Annotated in this window: 15 protein-coding genes; 4 read left to right on the forward strand and 11 right to left on the reverse strand. The window is 72.0% G+C overall.

From position 1 onward, the window contains the following. Window positions 1-3: 3 nt before the first annotated feature. The 3 genes from COUCH_RS32275 to COUCH_RS32285 all read right to left on the reverse strand — a co-directional run bounded on the left by COUCH_RS32275 (window position 4) and on the right by COUCH_RS32285 (window position 2,725). Complete coding sequence (locus COUCH_RS32275) at window positions 4-411, reverse strand: acyl-CoA thioesterase (protein ID WP_249608959.1); 408 nt, start codon at window positions 409-411, stop codon at window positions 4-6. Next, window positions 404-2,080, reverse strand: coding sequence for an energy-dependent translational throttle protein EttA (gene ettA, locus COUCH_RS32280; RefSeq protein ID WP_249608960.1), 1,677 nt, complete (start codon window positions 2,078-2,080; stop codon window positions 404-406). Before ettA ends, COUCH_RS32275 begins: the two co-directional genes overlap by 8 nt. 120 nt (window positions 2,081-2,200) lie before the next feature. Further along, window positions 2,201-2,725: a hypothetical protein gene (locus tag COUCH_RS32285; RefSeq protein ID WP_249608961.1), complete on the reverse strand. Its 525-nt coding sequence runs from the start codon at window positions 2,723-2,725 to the stop codon at window positions 2,201-2,203. A gap of 129 nt (window positions 2,726-2,854) precedes the next feature. On the opposite strand from COUCH_RS32285, the gene COUCH_RS32290 reads away from it, so the two are divergent. Beyond that, the gene (locus COUCH_RS32290; RefSeq protein WP_249608962.1) at window positions 2,855-4,270 is read left to right on the forward strand and encodes an alpha,alpha-trehalose-phosphate synthase (UDP-forming); all 1,416 of its coding nucleotides are present in this window, start codon (window positions 2,855-2,857) and stop codon (window positions 4,268-4,270) included. On the opposite strand, the gene COUCH_RS32295 is transcribed toward COUCH_RS32290, so the two are convergent. Genes COUCH_RS32295 through cobC form a run of 4 tightly spaced genes read right to left on the reverse strand, consistent with a single transcriptional unit; the run spans window position 4,259 to window position 7,945 of the window. Further along, window positions 4,259-4,633: a VOC family protein gene (locus COUCH_RS32295; protein WP_249608963.1), complete on the reverse strand. Its 375-nt coding sequence runs from the start codon at window positions 4,631-4,633 to the stop codon at window positions 4,259-4,261. The genes COUCH_RS32290 and COUCH_RS32295 overlap by 12 nt on opposite strands. Before the next feature lie 29 nt (window positions 4,634-4,662). Further along, window positions 4,663-5,856 (reverse strand): uroporphyrinogen-III C-methyltransferase, encoded by a 1,194-nt coding sequence (gene cobA, locus COUCH_RS32300; protein ID WP_249608964.1) that lies wholly within the window; start codon window positions 5,854-5,856, stop codon window positions 4,663-4,665. Next, window positions 5,853-6,905 (reverse strand): nicotinate-nucleotide--dimethylbenzimidazole phosphoribosyltransferase, encoded by a 1,053-nt coding sequence (gene cobT, locus COUCH_RS32305; RefSeq protein ID WP_275980012.1) that lies wholly within the window; start codon window positions 6,903-6,905, stop codon window positions 5,853-5,855. Before cobT ends, cobA begins: the two co-directional genes overlap by 4 nt. Further along, window positions 6,902-7,945: an Rv2231c family pyridoxal phosphate-dependent protein CobC gene (gene cobC, locus COUCH_RS32310; protein WP_249613877.1), complete on the reverse strand. Its 1,044-nt coding sequence runs from the start codon at window positions 7,943-7,945 to the stop codon at window positions 6,902-6,904. The genes cobT and cobC overlap by 4 nt, the downstream gene beginning before the upstream one ends. A 15-nt stretch (window positions 7,946-7,960) precedes the next feature. On the opposite strand from cobC, the gene COUCH_RS32315 reads away from it, so the two are divergent. Then, a complete protein-coding gene (locus COUCH_RS32315) occupies window positions 7,961-10,165 on the forward strand; it encodes a transglycosylase domain-containing protein (protein ID WP_430640840.1) in 2,205 nt (734 codons plus the stop codon). A gap of 252 nt (window positions 10,166-10,417) precedes the next feature. Here COUCH_RS32315 and COUCH_RS32320 read toward each other — a convergent pair whose 3' ends face one another. The 3 genes from COUCH_RS32320 to COUCH_RS32330 are packed head-to-tail and all read right to left on the reverse strand — an operon-like array spanning window position 10,418 to window position 12,961. Continuing rightward, entirely contained in the window at window positions 10,418-11,023 is a 606-nt protein-coding gene (locus COUCH_RS32320) for a TIGR03086 family metal-binding protein (protein ID WP_249608966.1), read from the reverse strand. Between the two features lie 28 nt (window positions 11,024-11,051). Beyond that, the gene (locus COUCH_RS32325) at window positions 11,052-11,276 is read right to left on the reverse strand and encodes a hypothetical protein (protein ID WP_249608967.1); all 225 of its coding nucleotides are present in this window, start codon (window positions 11,274-11,276) and stop codon (window positions 11,052-11,054) included. Then, a complete protein-coding gene (locus COUCH_RS32330; RefSeq protein ID WP_249608968.1) occupies window positions 11,273-12,961 on the reverse strand; it encodes a cobyrinate a,c-diamide synthase in 1,689 nt (562 codons plus the stop codon). Before COUCH_RS32330 ends, COUCH_RS32325 begins: the two co-directional genes overlap by 4 nt. A gap of 113 nt (window positions 12,962-13,074) precedes the next feature. Here COUCH_RS32330 and COUCH_RS32335 point away from each other — a divergent pair, with 113 nt between their 5' ends. Beyond that, window positions 13,075-13,896, forward strand: a complete 822-nt coding sequence (locus tag COUCH_RS32335; protein ID WP_249608969.1) for an SURF1 family cytochrome oxidase biogenesis protein — start codon at window positions 13,075-13,077, stop codon at window positions 13,894-13,896. Between the two features lie 131 nt (window positions 13,897-14,027). Then, on the forward strand, window positions 14,028-14,465 hold the full coding sequence (locus COUCH_RS32340) for a hypothetical protein (protein ID WP_249608970.1): 438 nt from the start codon (window positions 14,028-14,030) through the stop codon (window positions 14,463-14,465). A gap of 142 nt (window positions 14,466-14,607) precedes the next feature. Here the strand turns inward: COUCH_RS32340 and COUCH_RS32345 are convergent, their stop codons facing one another. Further along, window positions 14,608-16,176: an ATP-dependent DNA ligase gene (locus COUCH_RS32345; RefSeq protein ID WP_249608971.1), complete on the reverse strand. Its 1,569-nt coding sequence runs from the start codon at window positions 16,174-16,176 to the stop codon at window positions 14,608-14,610. Between the last annotated feature and the right edge of the window lie 471 nt (window positions 16,177-16,647).

The following is a 16,647-nucleotide window of genomic DNA, read 5'->3' on the forward strand; positions in this document are numbered from 1 at the left end:
GGCTCAGGCCTCCAGGTACGGCTCGAGGAAACCCCGTTCGGCCTCGCTCAGCCGGCGCGGGAACCCCTCGGCCAGGTTGTACGGCACACACACCGACTTCGCCCGGCTGGCCAGCACGTCGCCGTCGAACAGCTCGTACGACACCGTGAACGCGGCGGTCCGCAGCTGCGAGATCCACAGCTCGATGCGTACCGGGTCGCCGTAGTCCACCGGGCGCAGATAGTCGATCTCGTGCCGGGCGATCACGATGCCGTCCTCGAACGACGTGAGCCCCTGGGCCCGCGCGCCGACGAAGAACATGGCGACGCGCGCCTCCTCGTACAGGGTGAGGAAGCGCGCGTTGTTGACGTGGCCGTACGCGTCCATGTCGGACCAGCGCACGGCCACCTCGTAGGTGAATCTCTCAGTCACGTGTGAGCTTGCGGTACGTGACGCGGTGCGGACGGGCGGCGTCGGCGCCGAGACGGTCGATCTTGTTCTTCTCGTACGCCTCGTAGTTGCCCTCGAACCAGAACCAGTTGTCCGGGTCCTCCTCGGTGCCCTCCCAGGCGAGCATGTGCGTCGCCACGCGGTCGAGGAACATGCGGTCGTGGGAGATGACCACGGCGCAGCCGGGGAACTCCAGCAGCGCGTTCTCCAGGCTCGACAGCGTCTCGACGTCGAGGTCGTTGGTCGGCTCGTCGAGCAGGATCACGTTGCCGCCGATCTTCAGCGTCATCGCGAGGTTGAGCCGGTTGCGCTCGCCGCCGGAGAGCACCTTGACCGGCTTCTGCTGGTCCGGGCCCTTGAAGCCGAACGCGGCCACGTACGCCCGGCTCGGCATCTCCACCTTGCCGACCATCATGTGGTCGAGACCGTCGGAGACGACCTCCCAGACGGTCTTGCTGCCGTCGAGCCCGGAGCGGTTCTGGTCGACGTACGACAGCTTCACCGTCTCGCCGATGCGCACCGAGCCCTCGTCCGGCTTCTCCAGCCCGACGATGGTCTTGAACAGCGTGGTCTTGCCGACGCCGTTCGGACCGATGATGCCGACGATGCCGTTGCGCGGCAGCGAGAACGACAGGTGGTCGATGAGCACCCGGTCGTCGAAGCCCTTGACCAGGTTCTCGACCTCGATCACCGTGTTGCCCAGGCGCGGGCCCGGCGGGATCTGGATCTCCTCGAAGTCCAGCTTGCGGGTCTTCTCCGCCTCGCTGGCCATCTCCTCGTAGCGCTCGAGGCGGGCCTTGGACTTGGTCTGGCGGGCCTTGGCGTTGGAGCGGACCCACTCGAGTTCCTCGGTGAGGCGCTTCTGCAGCTTCTGGTCCTTGCGGCCCTGCACCGCGAGGCGGGCGGCCTTCTTGTCCAGGTACGTGGAGTAGTTGCCCTCGTACGGGTACGCCCGGCCGCGGTCCAGCTCGAGGATCCAGGTGGCCACGTTGTCCAGGAAGTACCGGTCGTGCGTGATGGCGATGACCGTGCCGGCGTACTTGGCGAGGTGCTGCTCCAGCCACTGCACGCTCTCGGCGTCCAGGTGGTTGGTGGGCTCGTCGAGCAGCAGCAGGTCGGGCGCCTCGAGCAGCAGCTTGCACAGCGCGACGCGGCGGCGCTCACCACCGGAGAGCTGGGTGACGTCGGCGTCCGGCGGCGGGCACCGCAGCGCGTCCATCGCCAGCTCGAGCTGGGAGTCGACGTCCCAGGCGTTGGAGTGGTCGAGCTCCTCCTGGAGCCGGCCCATCTCCTCCATCAGCTCGTCGGTGTAGTCGGTGGCCATCTGCTCGGCGATCTTGTTGAACCGCTCGAGCTTGGCCTTGGTCTCCGCGACGGCCTCCTCGATGTTGCCGAGGACGGTCTTCGCGTCGTTGAGCGGGGGCTCCTGGGCCAGCATGCCGACGGTGTAGCCGGGCATCAGCCGGGCCTCGCCGTTGCTGACCTGGTCCGCGCCCGCCATGATCTTGAGCAGACTGGACTTACCGGCGCCGTTCGGACCGACGACACCGATCTTGACCCCGGGCAGGAAGTTCAGCGTCACGTTGTCGAGCACGACCTTGTCGCCGTGCGCCTTGCGCGCCTTCTCCAAGGTGTAGATGAACTGGGCCACGGTGCGGCCTACCTCCGTGATCGTGATTTCCGGTGCCGGAATGGGAGGACAATCTTTCCAGGTCGCTCCCCCGTCACTTACAACAACCCCGTCCGGCACACAAGGATTCCCCGCCGGACGTCACTCCGGTTGCACGTCGTGCTTCTCCGTACGGTTCTTGGTGACCACTTTGAGCTCGTGATCGTTGACGCTGAACCTGTTGCCGTCGTGGGCGACGGCGGTGTACGTGTCGCCGTCCTGCTGAACCCCGCTGAGGAACAGAGCCGTCTCCCCCTCGACCCATCTCGCCGACTCGTCGCCGCGATTCGCCTGGTAGTAGAGGCTGCCGTCGGGGTCCCGGCAGATCCAGACCACGGTTTCCGAGTCGGCGGAGCGTACCCGGAGGACCTGGGTGAGGGTGCCCGCGAAGCCCAGCCGGCGGGCGGTGTCCTGCATCTGCGCCGGGCACTCGATCGCCTGGTCCTGCGACGGCGTGCCGTTGTCCGGGATCGGCTCCACGGTCTGCCCGCTGTCCTGGGCGTTCTTGTGACGCGTGCCGAGGGCGAACCCCGCCGACATCCCGATGATGGTCAGGAAGACGGTGGCGATGACCACAGGGAAGAACAGTGGTCGCCGCGGCGGGGGAAGATCGTCGGACAGGCTCACCGGCCAAGGATGGCACCTGCTTGCCAAGAGCGGTGCCGCACGGCGGGTACATGCCTCAGCACGCCCCGGCTGGCTACGCACAGTAGGCTCGACAGCGGGGAACCAGACCGACCCGGAGGTGCTCTCAGCGTGGCCGAACGAAGTTCCTTCGTCGTAGTCGCCAACCGGCTGCCCGTGGACGAGGTCATCGTCGACGGGGAGCGGCAGTGGCGCCCGAGTCCCGGCGGTCTCGTCACCGCCCTGCATCCGGTGCTCGTCCAGCACCGCGGCACCTGGATCGGGTGGGCCGGCGGTGACGGCGAGGCGCCGGAGCCCTTCGAGCTCGAGGGGATCAACATCCACCCGGTGCCGCTGAGCGCGGAGGAGCTCGAACGCTATTACGAGGGCCAGTCGAACGCGACGATCTGGCCGCTGTACCACGACGCCGTCGAGACGCCCGTCTACAAGCGGCGCTGGCGCGAGGCGTACCGGGTGGTCAACCAGCGCTTCGCCAAGGCCGCGGCCGAGGTGGCCGACGAGGGCGCCACCGTCTGGGTGCAGGACTACCAGCTCCAGCTCGTGCCGGCGATGCTCCGGGAGATGCGCCCCGACCTGCGGATCGGGTTCTTCCTGCACATCCCGTTCCCGCCGATCGAGCTGTTCATGCAGATGCCGTTCCGGGCCGAGATCCTGCGCGGCCTGCTCGGCTCCGACCTGGTCGGCTTCCAGCAGCGGCTGGCCGCGCAGAACTTCGTCCGGCTCGCCCGGCACCTGCTCGGGCTGCGCTACGAGGGCCAGTCGATCCAGGTCGACGGACGCAAGGTCAAGGCCGGCGCGTTCCCGATCAGCATCGACACCGCCGAGATGGAGCGGATGGCGGCCGACCCGAAGGTCCAGGCCCGGGCCAAGGAGATCCGCGCCGAGCTCGGCGACCCCGAGACGATCATCCTGGGCGTCGACCGGCTGGACTACACCAAGGGCATCGAGCTGCGCCTCAAGGCGTTCCGCGAGCTGCTCGCCGACGGCAAGCTCAAGGTGCCCGACGCGGTGATGGTGCAGGTCGCCACGCCCAGCCGGGAGCGCGTCGAGCACTACCAGACGCTGCGGGTGAAGGTGGAGCGCGAGGTCGGCCGGATCAACGGCGAGTTCGGCAAGGTCGGCATGCCGGCGGTGCACTACCTGCACCAGTCGTACAGCAAGCAGGAGCTCGCGGCGCTGTACGTGGCCGCCGACGTCATGATGGTGACGCCCCTGCGCGACGGCATGAACCTGGTCGCCAAGGAGTACGTCGCCTGCCGCTCGGACCGGGGCGGGGCGCTGGTGCTCAGCGAGTTCGCCGGCGCCGCCACCGAGCTGCGCCAGGCGTTCCTGTGCAACCCGCACGACCCGGACGGCGTCAAGGACGCGCTGCTGCGCGCGGTGGCCGCCGAGCCGGCCGAGCTCAAGCGCCGGATGCGGGTCATGCAGCGGCACCTGCGGACGCACGACGTCGCCGAGTGGGCCCGGTCGTTCCTCAACGAGCTGGGCGTGCCGGAGACCGACGACGCCGGCACGTCAGAGGAATAGACAGAAGGGGTGGCCGGCCGGGTCGAGATAGACCCGGACGTGCTCCTGCGGCTGGTAGTCGGCCCGGGTGGCCCCCGCCTTCTCGGCGTGCGCGCAGGCGGCCTCGAGATCGTCGACGCGGATGTCGAGGTGCACGCTCATCTGGGGGTCGTCCGGGCCGGCGGGCCACACCGGGCGTACGTAGGCGGACTCGGTCTGGAAGGACAGTCCCGGGCCGCCCGCCGGCGCGCCCAGCATCACCCAGCCCGGTTCGTCCTCGACGGCGCTCCAGCCCAGCAGCCGCTGGTAGAACGCCGCGAGCTCGTTCGCGTCCGGGGCGTCGAGGACCACCCCGGCGAGCATCATGCGCGGTCGCTCACTCATGTGAATGCGTTACCCCATCCGTAGCGTGACTATCCCAATACGGGAACCACATCGCCGATCACCACGACGGCCGGCGGGCGCACCCCCGCGGCCGCCGTCGCGGCGGCGACCTCGCCGAGGGTGCTGTGCAGGACGCGCTGCGAGGTCGTCGAGCCCTCCTGCACCACCGCGGCCGGCGTGTCCGCGGCACGCCCCTCGGCGACCAGCCGCTGCGCGATCTTCGGCAGGTTCTTCAGGCCCATCATCACCACGAGCGTGCCCCGCAGCCGCGCCAGCGCCGCCCAGTCCACCAGCGACTGGTCGCTCTCCGGCGGGACGTGCCCCGAGACCACCGTGAACTCGTGCGCCACGCCGCGGTGGGTCACCGGGATGCCGGCCAGCGCCGGCGCGGCGATCGAGCTGGTCACCCCGGGCACGACCGTCACGGGTACGCCCGCCTTCGCGCAGGCCAGCGCCTCCTCGCCGCCGCGGCCGAAGACGAACGGGTCGCCGCCCTTGAGCCGGACGACGAACTTGCCCTCCAGCGCGCGCTCCACGAGGATCCGGTTGATCTCCTCCTGCGTCGCGGACGGCCCGTACGGGATCTTGGCGGCGTCGACCAGCTCGACTTCCGGGCGCAGCTCGTCGAGGAGCATCCCGGGCACCAGCCGGTCGGTGACCACCACGTCGGCCCGGTTCAGCAGCCGGCGGCCCTTGACCGTGATGAGCTCGGGGTCGCCCGGGCCGCTGCCGACCAGGAAGACCTGGCCCGGGCCGGCGGCACGCGCGGTCAGCTCGTTGTTCTCCAGCGCGGCGGCGATGAGGTCGCGCAGGGCCATCGCGTTGCGCCGGTCGCCGCCGTCGGTCACCGCGACCGTGATCTGCCCCTGCCGGGTCACCGCGGGGGTCCAGGCCGTGGCCGCGTCCCGGTCGTCCGCGCGTACGCAGAAGACCCGGCGCTCCTCCGCGGCGAGGCTGACCTGCGCGGCCGCCGCGGGATCGTCCACCGCGACCTGGACCAGCCAGGCACCGTCCACGTCGGCGGGCTCGAAGCGGCGCTCGTGCCAGGTCAGGCGGCCGGCGTCCACGTACCCGCGCAGCGCCGGGGTGAGCACGGGCGACACCACGTCGACCCGCGCACCCGTCGCCAGCAGGGCGGCCATCCGGCGGGTCGCCACCGCACCGCCGCCGACCACGAGGACCCGCCGGCCCTCCAGCCGCAGCGCCAAGGGGTAGAGGTTCACTTCTCCGAGACCCCCGCCGAGTCGAAGGTGGCCACCTCGCGCAGCACCCGGACCGCGCCGGCGATGACGGGCAGCGCGAGCGTGGCGCCCGTACCCTCGCCGAGGCGCATGCCGAGATCCAGCAGCGGGGTGAGGCCGAGGTGGGCGAGCGCGACCGTGGCGCCGGGCTCGACGGACCGGTGCCCGGCGATCATCGCGGCCACCGCGTGCGGGGCGAAGGCCGCTGCCGCGACCGCCGCGGACGCGGCGATGACCCCGTCGACGACCACCGGCACGCGCCGGGCGGCCGCGCCGAGGATGAAGCCGGCCAGCGCCGCGTGCTCCAGGCCGCCGACGGCCGCCACGGTCGCGAGCGGCCGGGACGGGTCAGGCCGGTGCAGCTCCAGCGCGCGGGTGACCACGTCGACCTTCTTCGCGTACGTGTCGTCGTCGACGCCCGTGCCGCGCCCGGTGACCTCGGCCGGCGTGGCACCCGTGAACGCCGCCACCAGCGCGGCCGCCGGCGTGGTGTTGGCGATGCCCATGTCGCCGGTGACCAGGCACTTAGCGCCGCCCTCGATGAGCGCCCCGGCGACCGAGATGCCGATCTCCAGCGCGGACCGGGCCTCGTCCTCGGTCATCGCCGCGGTGACGGTGAGGTCCCGGGTCCCGCGCCGCACGTTGGCGTCGAGCAGGTTGTCGCCGCCGTGCAGCGGGATCGCCACGCCCACGTCCACCACCATCAGCGACGCGCCGGTCTGCCGGGCGAACGCGTTGATCACGGCTCCCCCGGCGACGAAGTTCGCCACCATCTGCGCGGTGACCTCCTGCGGCCAGGGTGTGACGCCCTGGGCGTGCACGCCGTGGTCACCGGCGAAGACCGCGATCGCCGCGGGCTCCGGCATCGGCGGTGGACAGGCGCCCGCGAGGCCGGCCAGGCGTACCGACAGCTCCTCGAGGGCGCCCAGCGAGCCGGCCGGCTTCGTCAGCCGGGACTGCAGGTCACGGGCGGCGGCCATGGCCGGCTCATCGGCGGGCGCGATGGCGGCGAGGGTCGTCTCCAGGGTCACTGTCGCTCCTTCAGCACATCGGTCAGCGTCGCGAGGAAAGCATCGCTGGTGGCAGTGTCGCGCACCGCCACTCGCAGCCAATCGGCGCCCAGCCCGGGAAATGTGTCGCCGCGCCTGACGGCGTACCCTCGTTTGCGCAGCTCAAGACGCACCTGGTCGGCGCCGGACAGGCGCAGCGCGACGAACGCGGCGGCCGGCAGACCCGCGACAGTGACTTCCGGCACGCCGCGCAGCCCGGCGACCAGATGGTCCCGCTCGCCGGCCAGCGCCGCCGCGATCTCCCGCTCGGCCGCCATGGCGGCCGGCGACGCGCAGGCCTCGGCGGCCGCCAGCGCCGGCGACGAGACCGCCCACAGCGGCTGGGCCCGGGCCAGCTGCTCGACCATGCCGGGCGCCGCGAGCGCATAGCCGATCCGCAGGCCGGCCAGGCCCCACGTCTTGGTCAGGCTGCGCAGGACGATCAGGCCGGGGACGTCGGCGCGGCCCGCCAGCGACTCGGGCTCGCCGGCCTCGCCGGGCCGCCACGTGGTGTCGGCGAAGGCCTCGTCGACGACCAGCACCCGGCCGGGCCGGGCCAGCTCGACGAGGTCGGCGGCCGGGTGCAGCACCGAGGTGGGGTTCGTGGGGTTGCCGACGATCACCAGGTCGGCGTCCTCCGGCACCAGCGCCGGGTCCAGCCGGAAGCCGTCCTCCTCGCGGAGCAGCACCCGCCCGACCTCGCGGCCGGCGTTGCGCAGGGCCGCCTCGGGTTCGGTGAACTGCGGATGCACGACCACCGGCCGGCGCGCGCCGACCGCCCGCGCGATGAGCACGAAGGCCTGCGCGGCACCCGCGGTGAGCAGCACCTCGGCGGGATCGCGGCGATGCTTCGCGGCGGTCGCGGCCGTGGCCCGGGTGGCGTCCGGGTAGGCCGCGAGGTCGGTCAGGGAGGCGGTGATCGGCTCGGCCAGCCAGGCGGGCATGGGCTGCCGCCGGACGTTCACCGCCAGGTCGACCAGGCCCGGCTCCACCTCCGCGTCGCCGTGATGGTGCAGATCCATCTCCACGGGGTCAGCATGACGGATGCGAAACGGGAGTTCACTTCGGCCGTTTTGTCATACCTTCGAGGGGTGACGAAGACCGGACTCGCCAAAGCTGGACGGCTCGCCCCGCTCATCCGCGCCGGGCTCATCGCCGGCATCGCCATCGCCGGTCTCGTCTTCCCGCTGGTCGCCCTGGCGGGCGTCGGCGCCAAGACCGGGGCCGACGCATTGGCGAGCATGCCGGAACAGCTCACGGTCGTGCCGTCCGCGCAGACCACTTACGTGTACGCCAACGACGGCAAGACGCTGCTCACCATGTTCTACGAGGAGCACCGCAAGCCGACGAAGATCGAGGACATGTCGCCGTACATCACGAGCGCGATCGTGGCGTCCGAGGACACCCGCTTCTACGAGCACAACGGCGTCGACCCCAAGGGCGTGGCCCGCGCCTTCGTCGCGAACCAGCAGGCCGGCGGCGTCTCCCAGGGCGCCTCCACGCTGACCATGCAGTACGTCCGCATGGCGCTGCGCGACGGGGCCCGGACGCCGAAGGAGGCCCTCGAAGCCACCGAGCAGACCACCGCCCGGAAGCTGCGCGAGATGCGGCTCGCCATCGAGCTCGAGAAGCGCGTGTCGAAGCAGGAGATCCTGCAGCGGTACCTGAACTCGGCGTACTTCGGGCACCGCGCGTACGGCATCTTCGCCGCCGCCGAGGTCTTCTTCTCCAAGACGCCGAAACAGCTGACGCTCACCGAAGCGGCGCTGCTCGCCGGGCTGGTCAAGGCGCCCACGGCGTACGACCCGGCCGTCAACGACCGGACCGCGGCCACCGAACGCCGCAACTACGTGATCGACCAGATGCGCAAGATGGGCTCGATCACGGCCGCGCAGGCCGACGCGGCGCGCAAGACGAAGATCAAGCTGAGGCTGACCAGCCCGCCCAACGACTGCGTCTCGGTGCCCAAGAAGCACAACGACTGGGGATTCTTCTGCGATTACCTGCGCAACTGGTGGATGGAACAGCCCGCCTTCGGCGCGGACCCCCAGGAACGCCTCGAGAACCTGCGCCGTGGCGGCTACCGCGTCGTCACCACCATCGACCCGAAGATCCAGGCCTCGGCGATGGAACACATCCTGGACAAAGAGAAGAAGAAGAGCGTGTACGCGCACGGCGAAGTCGTCATCGAGCCCGGCACGGGCCGCATCAAGGCGATGGCCGTCAACCGCAAGTACTCGCTCGACCAGAAGAACAACGGCAAACACAGCGACCGCCGCAAACGCGACGACATCCGCGGCAACTATCCGAACACCGTCAACCCGCTCCTCGGCGGCGGCGACATGGCGGGCTACCAGGCCGGCTCCACCTTCAAGATCTTCACGATGCTCGCCGCCCTCGACGAAGGCATGCCGCTCGACACCGCCTTCAACGCGCCCCAGCGGTACGTCAGCAAGTACATCACCGCGCCCGGGCCGGCGACCTGCGGCATCCACTGGTGCCCGAAGAACTCCAGCGCCTCCATGACCGGACGGCAGACCATGTGGAGCGGCTTCGGCAAGTCCGTCAACACGTACTTCGTCCAGCTCGAACAGAAGGTCGGCGCGGAGAAGGCCGTACGGATGGCGGAACGGCTCGGGCTGAAATGGCGTACCGACGTCGACCGGGAACTCGCCAGCCCCGAACACGCGAGCGGATGGGGCGCCTTCACCCTCGGCGTCAGCGACGCCACCCCCATCGAGATGGCCAACGTCTTCGCCACCCTCGCCGCGGAGGGCACCTACTGCGAACCCATCCCTGTCCGCCTCATCAACACCCGCGACGGGGCCAGCTACGAATACAAGGGCAAGAAGGTGGCCGGGCCCCGCTGCCACCAGGCCCTCCGACCGGAAGTCGCCCAGGCGGCAACCGACGCCGCGCGGTGCGTCACCGGCTACGGCGCCGCGAAGGGCGACTGCGGAGGCTGGCAGACCTCCCCGATGGTCCACGCGACATTGCACCGGCCGGTCGCCGGCAAGAGCGGCACGACGGACAGCAACCGGAGCGCCTGGTTCTGCGGGTACACGCCCCAGCTCGCGGCGGCGGCGTTCGTGGCGGACCCCGACAACCCGGAGAACACGGTGGGGACCAGCCGGGGCACCATCTCGAAATACACCGTGGCGGAAACCCTGAAAGACGCGCTGAAGGGCAAGCCCAAGGAGAAGTTCAATCCACCGCCGGACTCGATGGTGCACGGGGGCTGAGAGGCCAGGCCCGGGCCGGATCGCCGTTGGCGGTCCGGCCCGATTCCTGTCGGGCGTCAACGCAGTGCCCGGGCGTCGTCGCGGTCCGAACCTCATCGCGGCATCGGCGCCGACCCGGGTGCCCGGGCGGAGGTCGCAGCCGGAACCGCATCGGAGCAGGCGGGTGCCCCGTAGCGGCCCGCGGCCCGAATCCCACCGGAGCCTCGGGCGCCGAGGCGGGATCGGGCCGCGGCCCGCTTGTCATCTGGGCACTCAGTGCGGGGCCGAGAGCGGGCGCCAGTGCGGGTTTCGGCCGGCCAGCGCCACCGCCTGGTCGAGGAGGGTCGCCTCGTCGTCCGTGGGGAACACCGGGCCGAGGAAGCCGGGAGTGCCCTCCGCCGGGCCCTGTGACAGGAACTCGATGATGTTCTCGAGGATGCGGGGATCCGCCGCATACTCCTGGCCGGTGGCTCGAGCGAGATCCCAGCCGTGCATGGTCACCTCGTTGATCGCCACGGTGCCCATGGTGGCGGCGGGCATGGTGACGCCGCCGGCCCGGGCCGTGCCCTCCCAGGCCGTCGGGTTCTTCCAGGCCGTCGAGAGATCCTCGAGGACCACGGGCAGGCGGCTGCGCCAGTGCGGCGAGAGGTTGGCCGCTGACGGTCGCGGTGGGGCCGTGTCGGTGCCGGGGGCGTCCGTTCTCTTCTGGGCCGCCTGGGTGAACGCCCAGGCGAGGCTCATGATGTGATCGAGCAGGTCGCCGACCGTCCAATCCGGACAAGGGGTCGGCGCGGTGAGATGGTCGTCGGTGATGCCCAGCAGCAGTGCCCGGATCCGACGCACGGGTGGGTCGAAGTCCAGGGGCACACGGTCGGCCACGGCTGTTCTCCCTTCACGCGGGACCCCCTCACCGTAAGGCCGCCCTGCGACAATTGCCGTCCGGCGTGTCGGCCGACGACACGCCGATGTGCTCGTTGAGCAGGGCGTACGGGGACGGGACGGGCGTGCGCGGGCCGGGTGCGGCGCGGGCCGGGTGCGGCGCGGGCTCGGGGAAGCGCGGGAAGGGTGCGGCGCTGGGCGGGGCTCGCTCGCCGCGGTCGGGCAGCCGGGCGGTCGCGAGCTTTGGTGTCACTGCGCCGGTGTGGCCGTACCTTGGTCCTGGTTGTGGATTGTCACGGCCGAGAGCGACAACGTGGCCTCGCCCGGGTCCTCGTCCTGGTCCGCCGGCGGGCCCGGCGGCTGGGCCGGCACCGCGGCCGCGTGGCCGGCCACCGGCGAGACCGCCGCAGCATGCCCGGTGACCGCCGGGACGATCGCCGCGTGACCGGCGACCGGCGGGACGTTCGCCGGGTGACCGGCGACGGGCGGGACCGGGGCCGCGTGGCCCGCGGCTGGTGAGACAGCGGCCGCGTGGGCGGCGATCGGGGTCGGCGGGATGCGGCCTCCGGCCGGGATGGTCGCTGCGACCAGGCGGCGGGAGATCTCCGGGGCTCCCGCCCAGTGCAGGCCGAGCTGCGAGGCGTGGACCTGCCGCCAGACGAAGCCTTCCGGGTTGCCGCCCGACCAGGTCCAGGCCGGCACCTGCCCAGCGCGTGGACCGACGATCGCGCGGTGCTGTTTGTAGCCGGTGATGCGGGCTCCGGCCGGCGCCAGGACCGAGGTCGACGGCGCCGTGGCCTCGCGGTAGCCGGCCACGGTCTGGGTGGCGGTCGTCGCCGTCGCGTCGAGGATGCCGCACATCGGGCGGCCGTCGAAGTCGTGGCCGAGCCAGGGCAGGCCGACGCCTTCCGCGATGATCGGACCGCCGTCGTGGGCGAGGCGGGCCACCGCCGCGTTGAGGCGGCGGTTGGCGGACAGCTCCTCCGCGTAGCTTTCCGGGAGGCCGGCGCCGATCATCAGGCCGCGGGTGCCGGGCGGCAGCGTCTCGTCGCGGAGCGGGTCGATCACGACCACGTCCGCTCCCGCGGCCGTGAGGAGCTCCGCCGTCTCGACGTACGTGTAGGGCGCGCCGGGGCCGCCCGCGAGCGCGATCACCGGACGCTGTTCCGGCGGGACGGGCGGCTCGCCGGTGGCCTCGGCGAGGGCGTCCGTCGGGGACCAGGCCGGGGCGGGCAGGGCCGGGGCGGTGTCGGCGAGCGCCATGATGCGGTCCAGGTCGAGCGCGCCGGCGACGGCTTCACCCAGACGGCGTACGGCGCGGATCGCCTCGACCGTGCGGTGCGCGACCGGGACCGGCCCCTGCGACCGCGCCGGCAGGACCGCGGGGAGATCACCGCGACGGAGCGCACCGAGTACGGGCATGCCGATGTCGTCCAGGGCGGTGCGCAGCATCTCCTCGTGCCGTGGCGACGCGACGCGGTTCAGCACGACGCCGCCGAGGTGCACCATCTCGTCGAACATGCGGAAGCCGTGCACCAGCGCGGCGAGCGAATGCCCCATCGCGGCGACGTCGACCACGAGCAGCACCGGTGCGCGGAGCGCAGCCGCGACCGCCGCGGTGCCGTCGATCTCCGGCTGCCCGGTCAGGCTGTCGAACAAGCCCATCGCACCCTCGATGACCGCGATCTCCGAGCCGATCGCGCCATGCGCGAACAGCGGGGCGATACGGTGCGAACCGACCAGCCGGGGGTCCAGGTTGCGGCCCGGACGGCCGGCGGCGAGGCCCAGGTACGCGGCGTCGGTGTGATCGGGACCCACCTTGAAACCCGCCGCCGGAACTCCCCGAGCCGCGCAGGCGGCCAGCAGGCCCACCGCGATGGCGGTCTTGCCGTGCCCGGACGAGGGGGCGCTCACCACCAGGCGGGGTTGGCTGGACATGAGTGGCTCCCTCGGGGATACGGAAAACGGCGGCGACATGATATTGACGCCCCGGATGTCGCACCCTACCTGCCAGCCGCGAACGCCGGTGGGCACCCGGGTAGCCTCGGAGCGTGTACCGGTTCATGCTCACCCCACGGTGGCTCGCCGCGACGGCGTTGACGGTGGTCGCATCGGTGATCATGGTCATGCTCGGCAACTGGCAGCTGCACCGGTACCACGAACGCGCCGCGGTCAACGACCGCATCGACGCGGCCGACTCCACGCCCGCGGTGCCGCTGACCTCGGTGCTGGTCAAGCCGACTGCGGCCGGCAAGCTGGGCGAACAACCCGGCAAGGGCAAGGCCTGGACGAAGGTCACCGTCTCCGGACGGTACGACGCCACGCACGAGATCCAGGCCCGCGGCCGTACGGTCGACGGCAAGGTCGGCTTCGAGATCGTGACCCCCCTCGTCCTCGCCGACGGCACGGCGGTGCTGATCGACCGGGGCTGGGTACCGTCCGCCAACGGCGACGCCATCTCCGCGCCGGTCGCGACCCCGCCGCCCACGGGCGAGGTCACGGTGGTCGGCCAGCTCCACCTCTCGGAGAGCCGCCCCTCCGGCATCGCCCGCCGCGACGGCCGCATCGACACCCGCCGCATCTCCCTGCCGCACCTGGCGGGCGAGCTCCCGTACCCGGTGTACGGCGCGTATGTGCTGGTCAGCGACCCGGGACCGGGGTTCGCCAAGGTCTCGATCGATCACGAGGACTCCTGGCAGAACGGCGGGTACGCGATCCAGTGGTGGCTGTTCGCGGTGATGGCGCTGATCGTGTTCGGGCTGCAGGCGCGCAAGGAGGCGCGGGGCGACGCGCCGGCCAAGGAACGGGTGGACCGGGTGGCGGAGGCCGATAAGCGGGTGGCGGCCGCGCCGGTGGACGGCAAGCCGGACTGAGGGGAAGCGCTCGTCGCCGTTTGAGGCGCGGCCCGGGGTAGCCGGTTGCGGCTTGACCAGCGTGGCGGGTTGGAGCTTGGCGTGGGCGCGGGGGTTTTCGTGCCGTTGTGGGCACGGCTAGGGTTCTGCAGGTGACGTTTCCCCAGGATGCGAACCCGAGTGACCCGTGGAGCGTGCCCGTGTACCCGGTGCCGCCGCCGGACGTACCGGCCACCGCGGGACCGGTGATCGTCCAGATCGGGGACATGGGCATCACGTCGACGGTCGTGCACACCCCGGCCGGCGACATCCCGCTGACCGGGTCGACCTGGACCGTCCACGACTACTGGCACAACGAGACGAAGATCCCGACCTGGGCGATCGTCGCGGCCATCGCAGGCTTCTGCGTGCTGACGGTGTTCAGCCTGCTGTTCCTGCTGGTCAAGGTGACGATCCCGCACGGGACGGTGCAGGTGACCGTGACCAACGGGACGCGGCAGTACGTCGCACGGATCCCGGTGACGGACCACGCGCAGGTGACGTTCGTCCATCAGCAGGTGAACTACGTACGGTCGCTGGCGGCCCTGTAGCGGTGGATCGCCGGCGGCCTCGCAGCGGTGGTCGGCGGTGGCGCGGCGGTGGTCGGCGGCGGCCTTGCAGCGGTGGTCGGCGGCCTTGCGGCGGCGCGGCGGTGGTCGGCGGCGGCCTTGCAGCGGTGGTCGGTGGCGGCGGTCACATCGGCGCGTCCGGTTGGTCCGGGGGCGGGGGCAGGCCGATTGCCTTCACCATGTCGATCGTGTCGGCCTCCTCTGCTCGCTTGTCGTCGCGGTAACGCAGCACGCGGGCGAACCGCAACGCCACACCGCCCGGATACCGCGGGGACGTCTGCACGCCGTCGAAGGCGATCTCGACGACCTGCTCGGGGCGTACGGTGACGACCCAGCCGGAGTCGTCGACGGCCAGGTCCTTGAACCGCTCGGTCTGCCAGCGCAGCAGCTCGTCGGTCAGGCCTTTGAAGGTCTTGCCCAGCATCACGAAGCCGCCCGTACGCGGATCGCGCGCCCCCAGATGCAGGTTGGACAGCCAGCCCTTGCGCCGGCCGTGACCCCATTCGACCGCGAGCACGACCAGGTCGAGGGTGTGCCGGGGCTTCACCTTCACCCAGGCGGCGCCGCGACGGCCCACGTCGTACGCGGCGTCCTGGGCTTTGACGACGACGCCTTCCTGACCGGCGGCGAGAGCGGCGGCGAACGCCTCCCTGGCCTGCTCCTCCGTCTCGACCGTGCGACGGCCGACGATGAGCGCCGGCGGCAGGGTGTCGGCGAGCGCCGACCAGCGCACGCGGCCCGGCTCGTCGAGCAGGTCCGTGCCGTCGAGATGCAGCAGGTCGAAGAAGTACGGCACGAGCGCCGGCCCGGTTGTCGCCCCGGTCTTCGCCCCGCGCCGGGCACCGCGGGTGGCCGCCCGGCTCGACGTCTCCTGGAACGGCCGCGGGCGCCCGTCGGCGTCCAGGGCCATCGCCTCACCGTCGAGCACGACGTCGCGCACGGGAAGGGCGCGGACAGCGGCCACCACCTCGGGCAGCCGCGGAGTGATGTCGTCGAGGCTGCGGGTGAAAACGGCCACCTCGTCGCCGGAACGGTGCACCTGAATGCGGATCCCGTCCAGCTTCACGTCGACGGTCGCGGGTGACCCGGTGGCAAGCAGAGCGGCACCCACGTCGGGCGCGCTGCCCGCCAGCATCGGGCTGAGCGGCGTGCCCACCCTCAGGCTGATGCCGGCCAGCGCGGGCGCTCCCCCGGTCAGCGCGGCCACCGCCACCTGCTTGAGGTCACCGGACAGCAGCAGCGCGCGTCGCACGGTGGTGAGCGGCACCTCGGCGGCCCGGGCGACCGCGTCGGCGAGCAGCCCGGCCTGGGCACCCTGACGCAGCTCGCCACCGAAGAGCCCCACGAGCAGCCGCTGCTCCTCGGCGGTGGCCCGCCCGAACAGCGCCGCGACCAGCTCCCGGCGGCGGGCCTGCGACCCGGCGCCGGAGACCACGGAGATGGCGGCGATGCGTTCGTCCACCTCGGCGACGGTCAGGCTGCCCTCGGCGGCGGGAACGGGCAGTTCACGCAGGGCGGCGTAACCGACGCCGGTCTGCCGTTGCCGAAGCTCACCGGCCAGATACGCCGAACCGGCAGCGATCTCATCCGGCTCCAGCCGGCGCAGGGCGTCGGCGAGCAGGTCAACCTTGGCCTTCCGGCCCGAGACGGCGGCGACGGCTGCCGAGGTGGCTGCCAGATCCAGGAACTGCACGGACCCATCCTGGCAGCCACCTCCGACATTTTCCGGGCCGTCGGGACGCACTCCCCCGTGAAGCGGTCACCACGGCCTGGGTCCCTCCGCCAGGACCGCGTGCCGGGCGGGTCCTGGCGGAGGGAAGCGGGTGGGCGGCGGGATCGGTGGCTTCGATCCGATGCCGGTTGCGGCGCCGACGCCCGCTGCAGCCCGACGCCCGCTGCAGCCCGACGCCCGCTGCAGCCCGACGCCCGATGCGGCCCGACGCCGGCTGCGGCCCGACGCCAGCTGCGGCTGGGCCGCCGGGAGGCCGGCGGCACCGCCGCCGCCGGCGAAGCGGCGACACTTGGTCGCCGCCGACACGGGCCGGCCGCCCACACGCGCGCCCGCTGAGCGGCGCAGGTCCGCTGAGCGGCGCACGCCCGCCGAGCGGAGCCGCCCGCCGAGCACCGTCGGAACGTGAGCGACGCGGGACGCCGAGCGACGCCG

The sequence above is a fragment of the Couchioplanes caeruleus genome, from assembly GCF_023499255.1.
Taxonomy (GTDB): Bacteria; Actinomycetota; Actinomycetes; order Mycobacteriales; family Micromonosporaceae; genus Actinoplanes; species Actinoplanes caeruleus_A.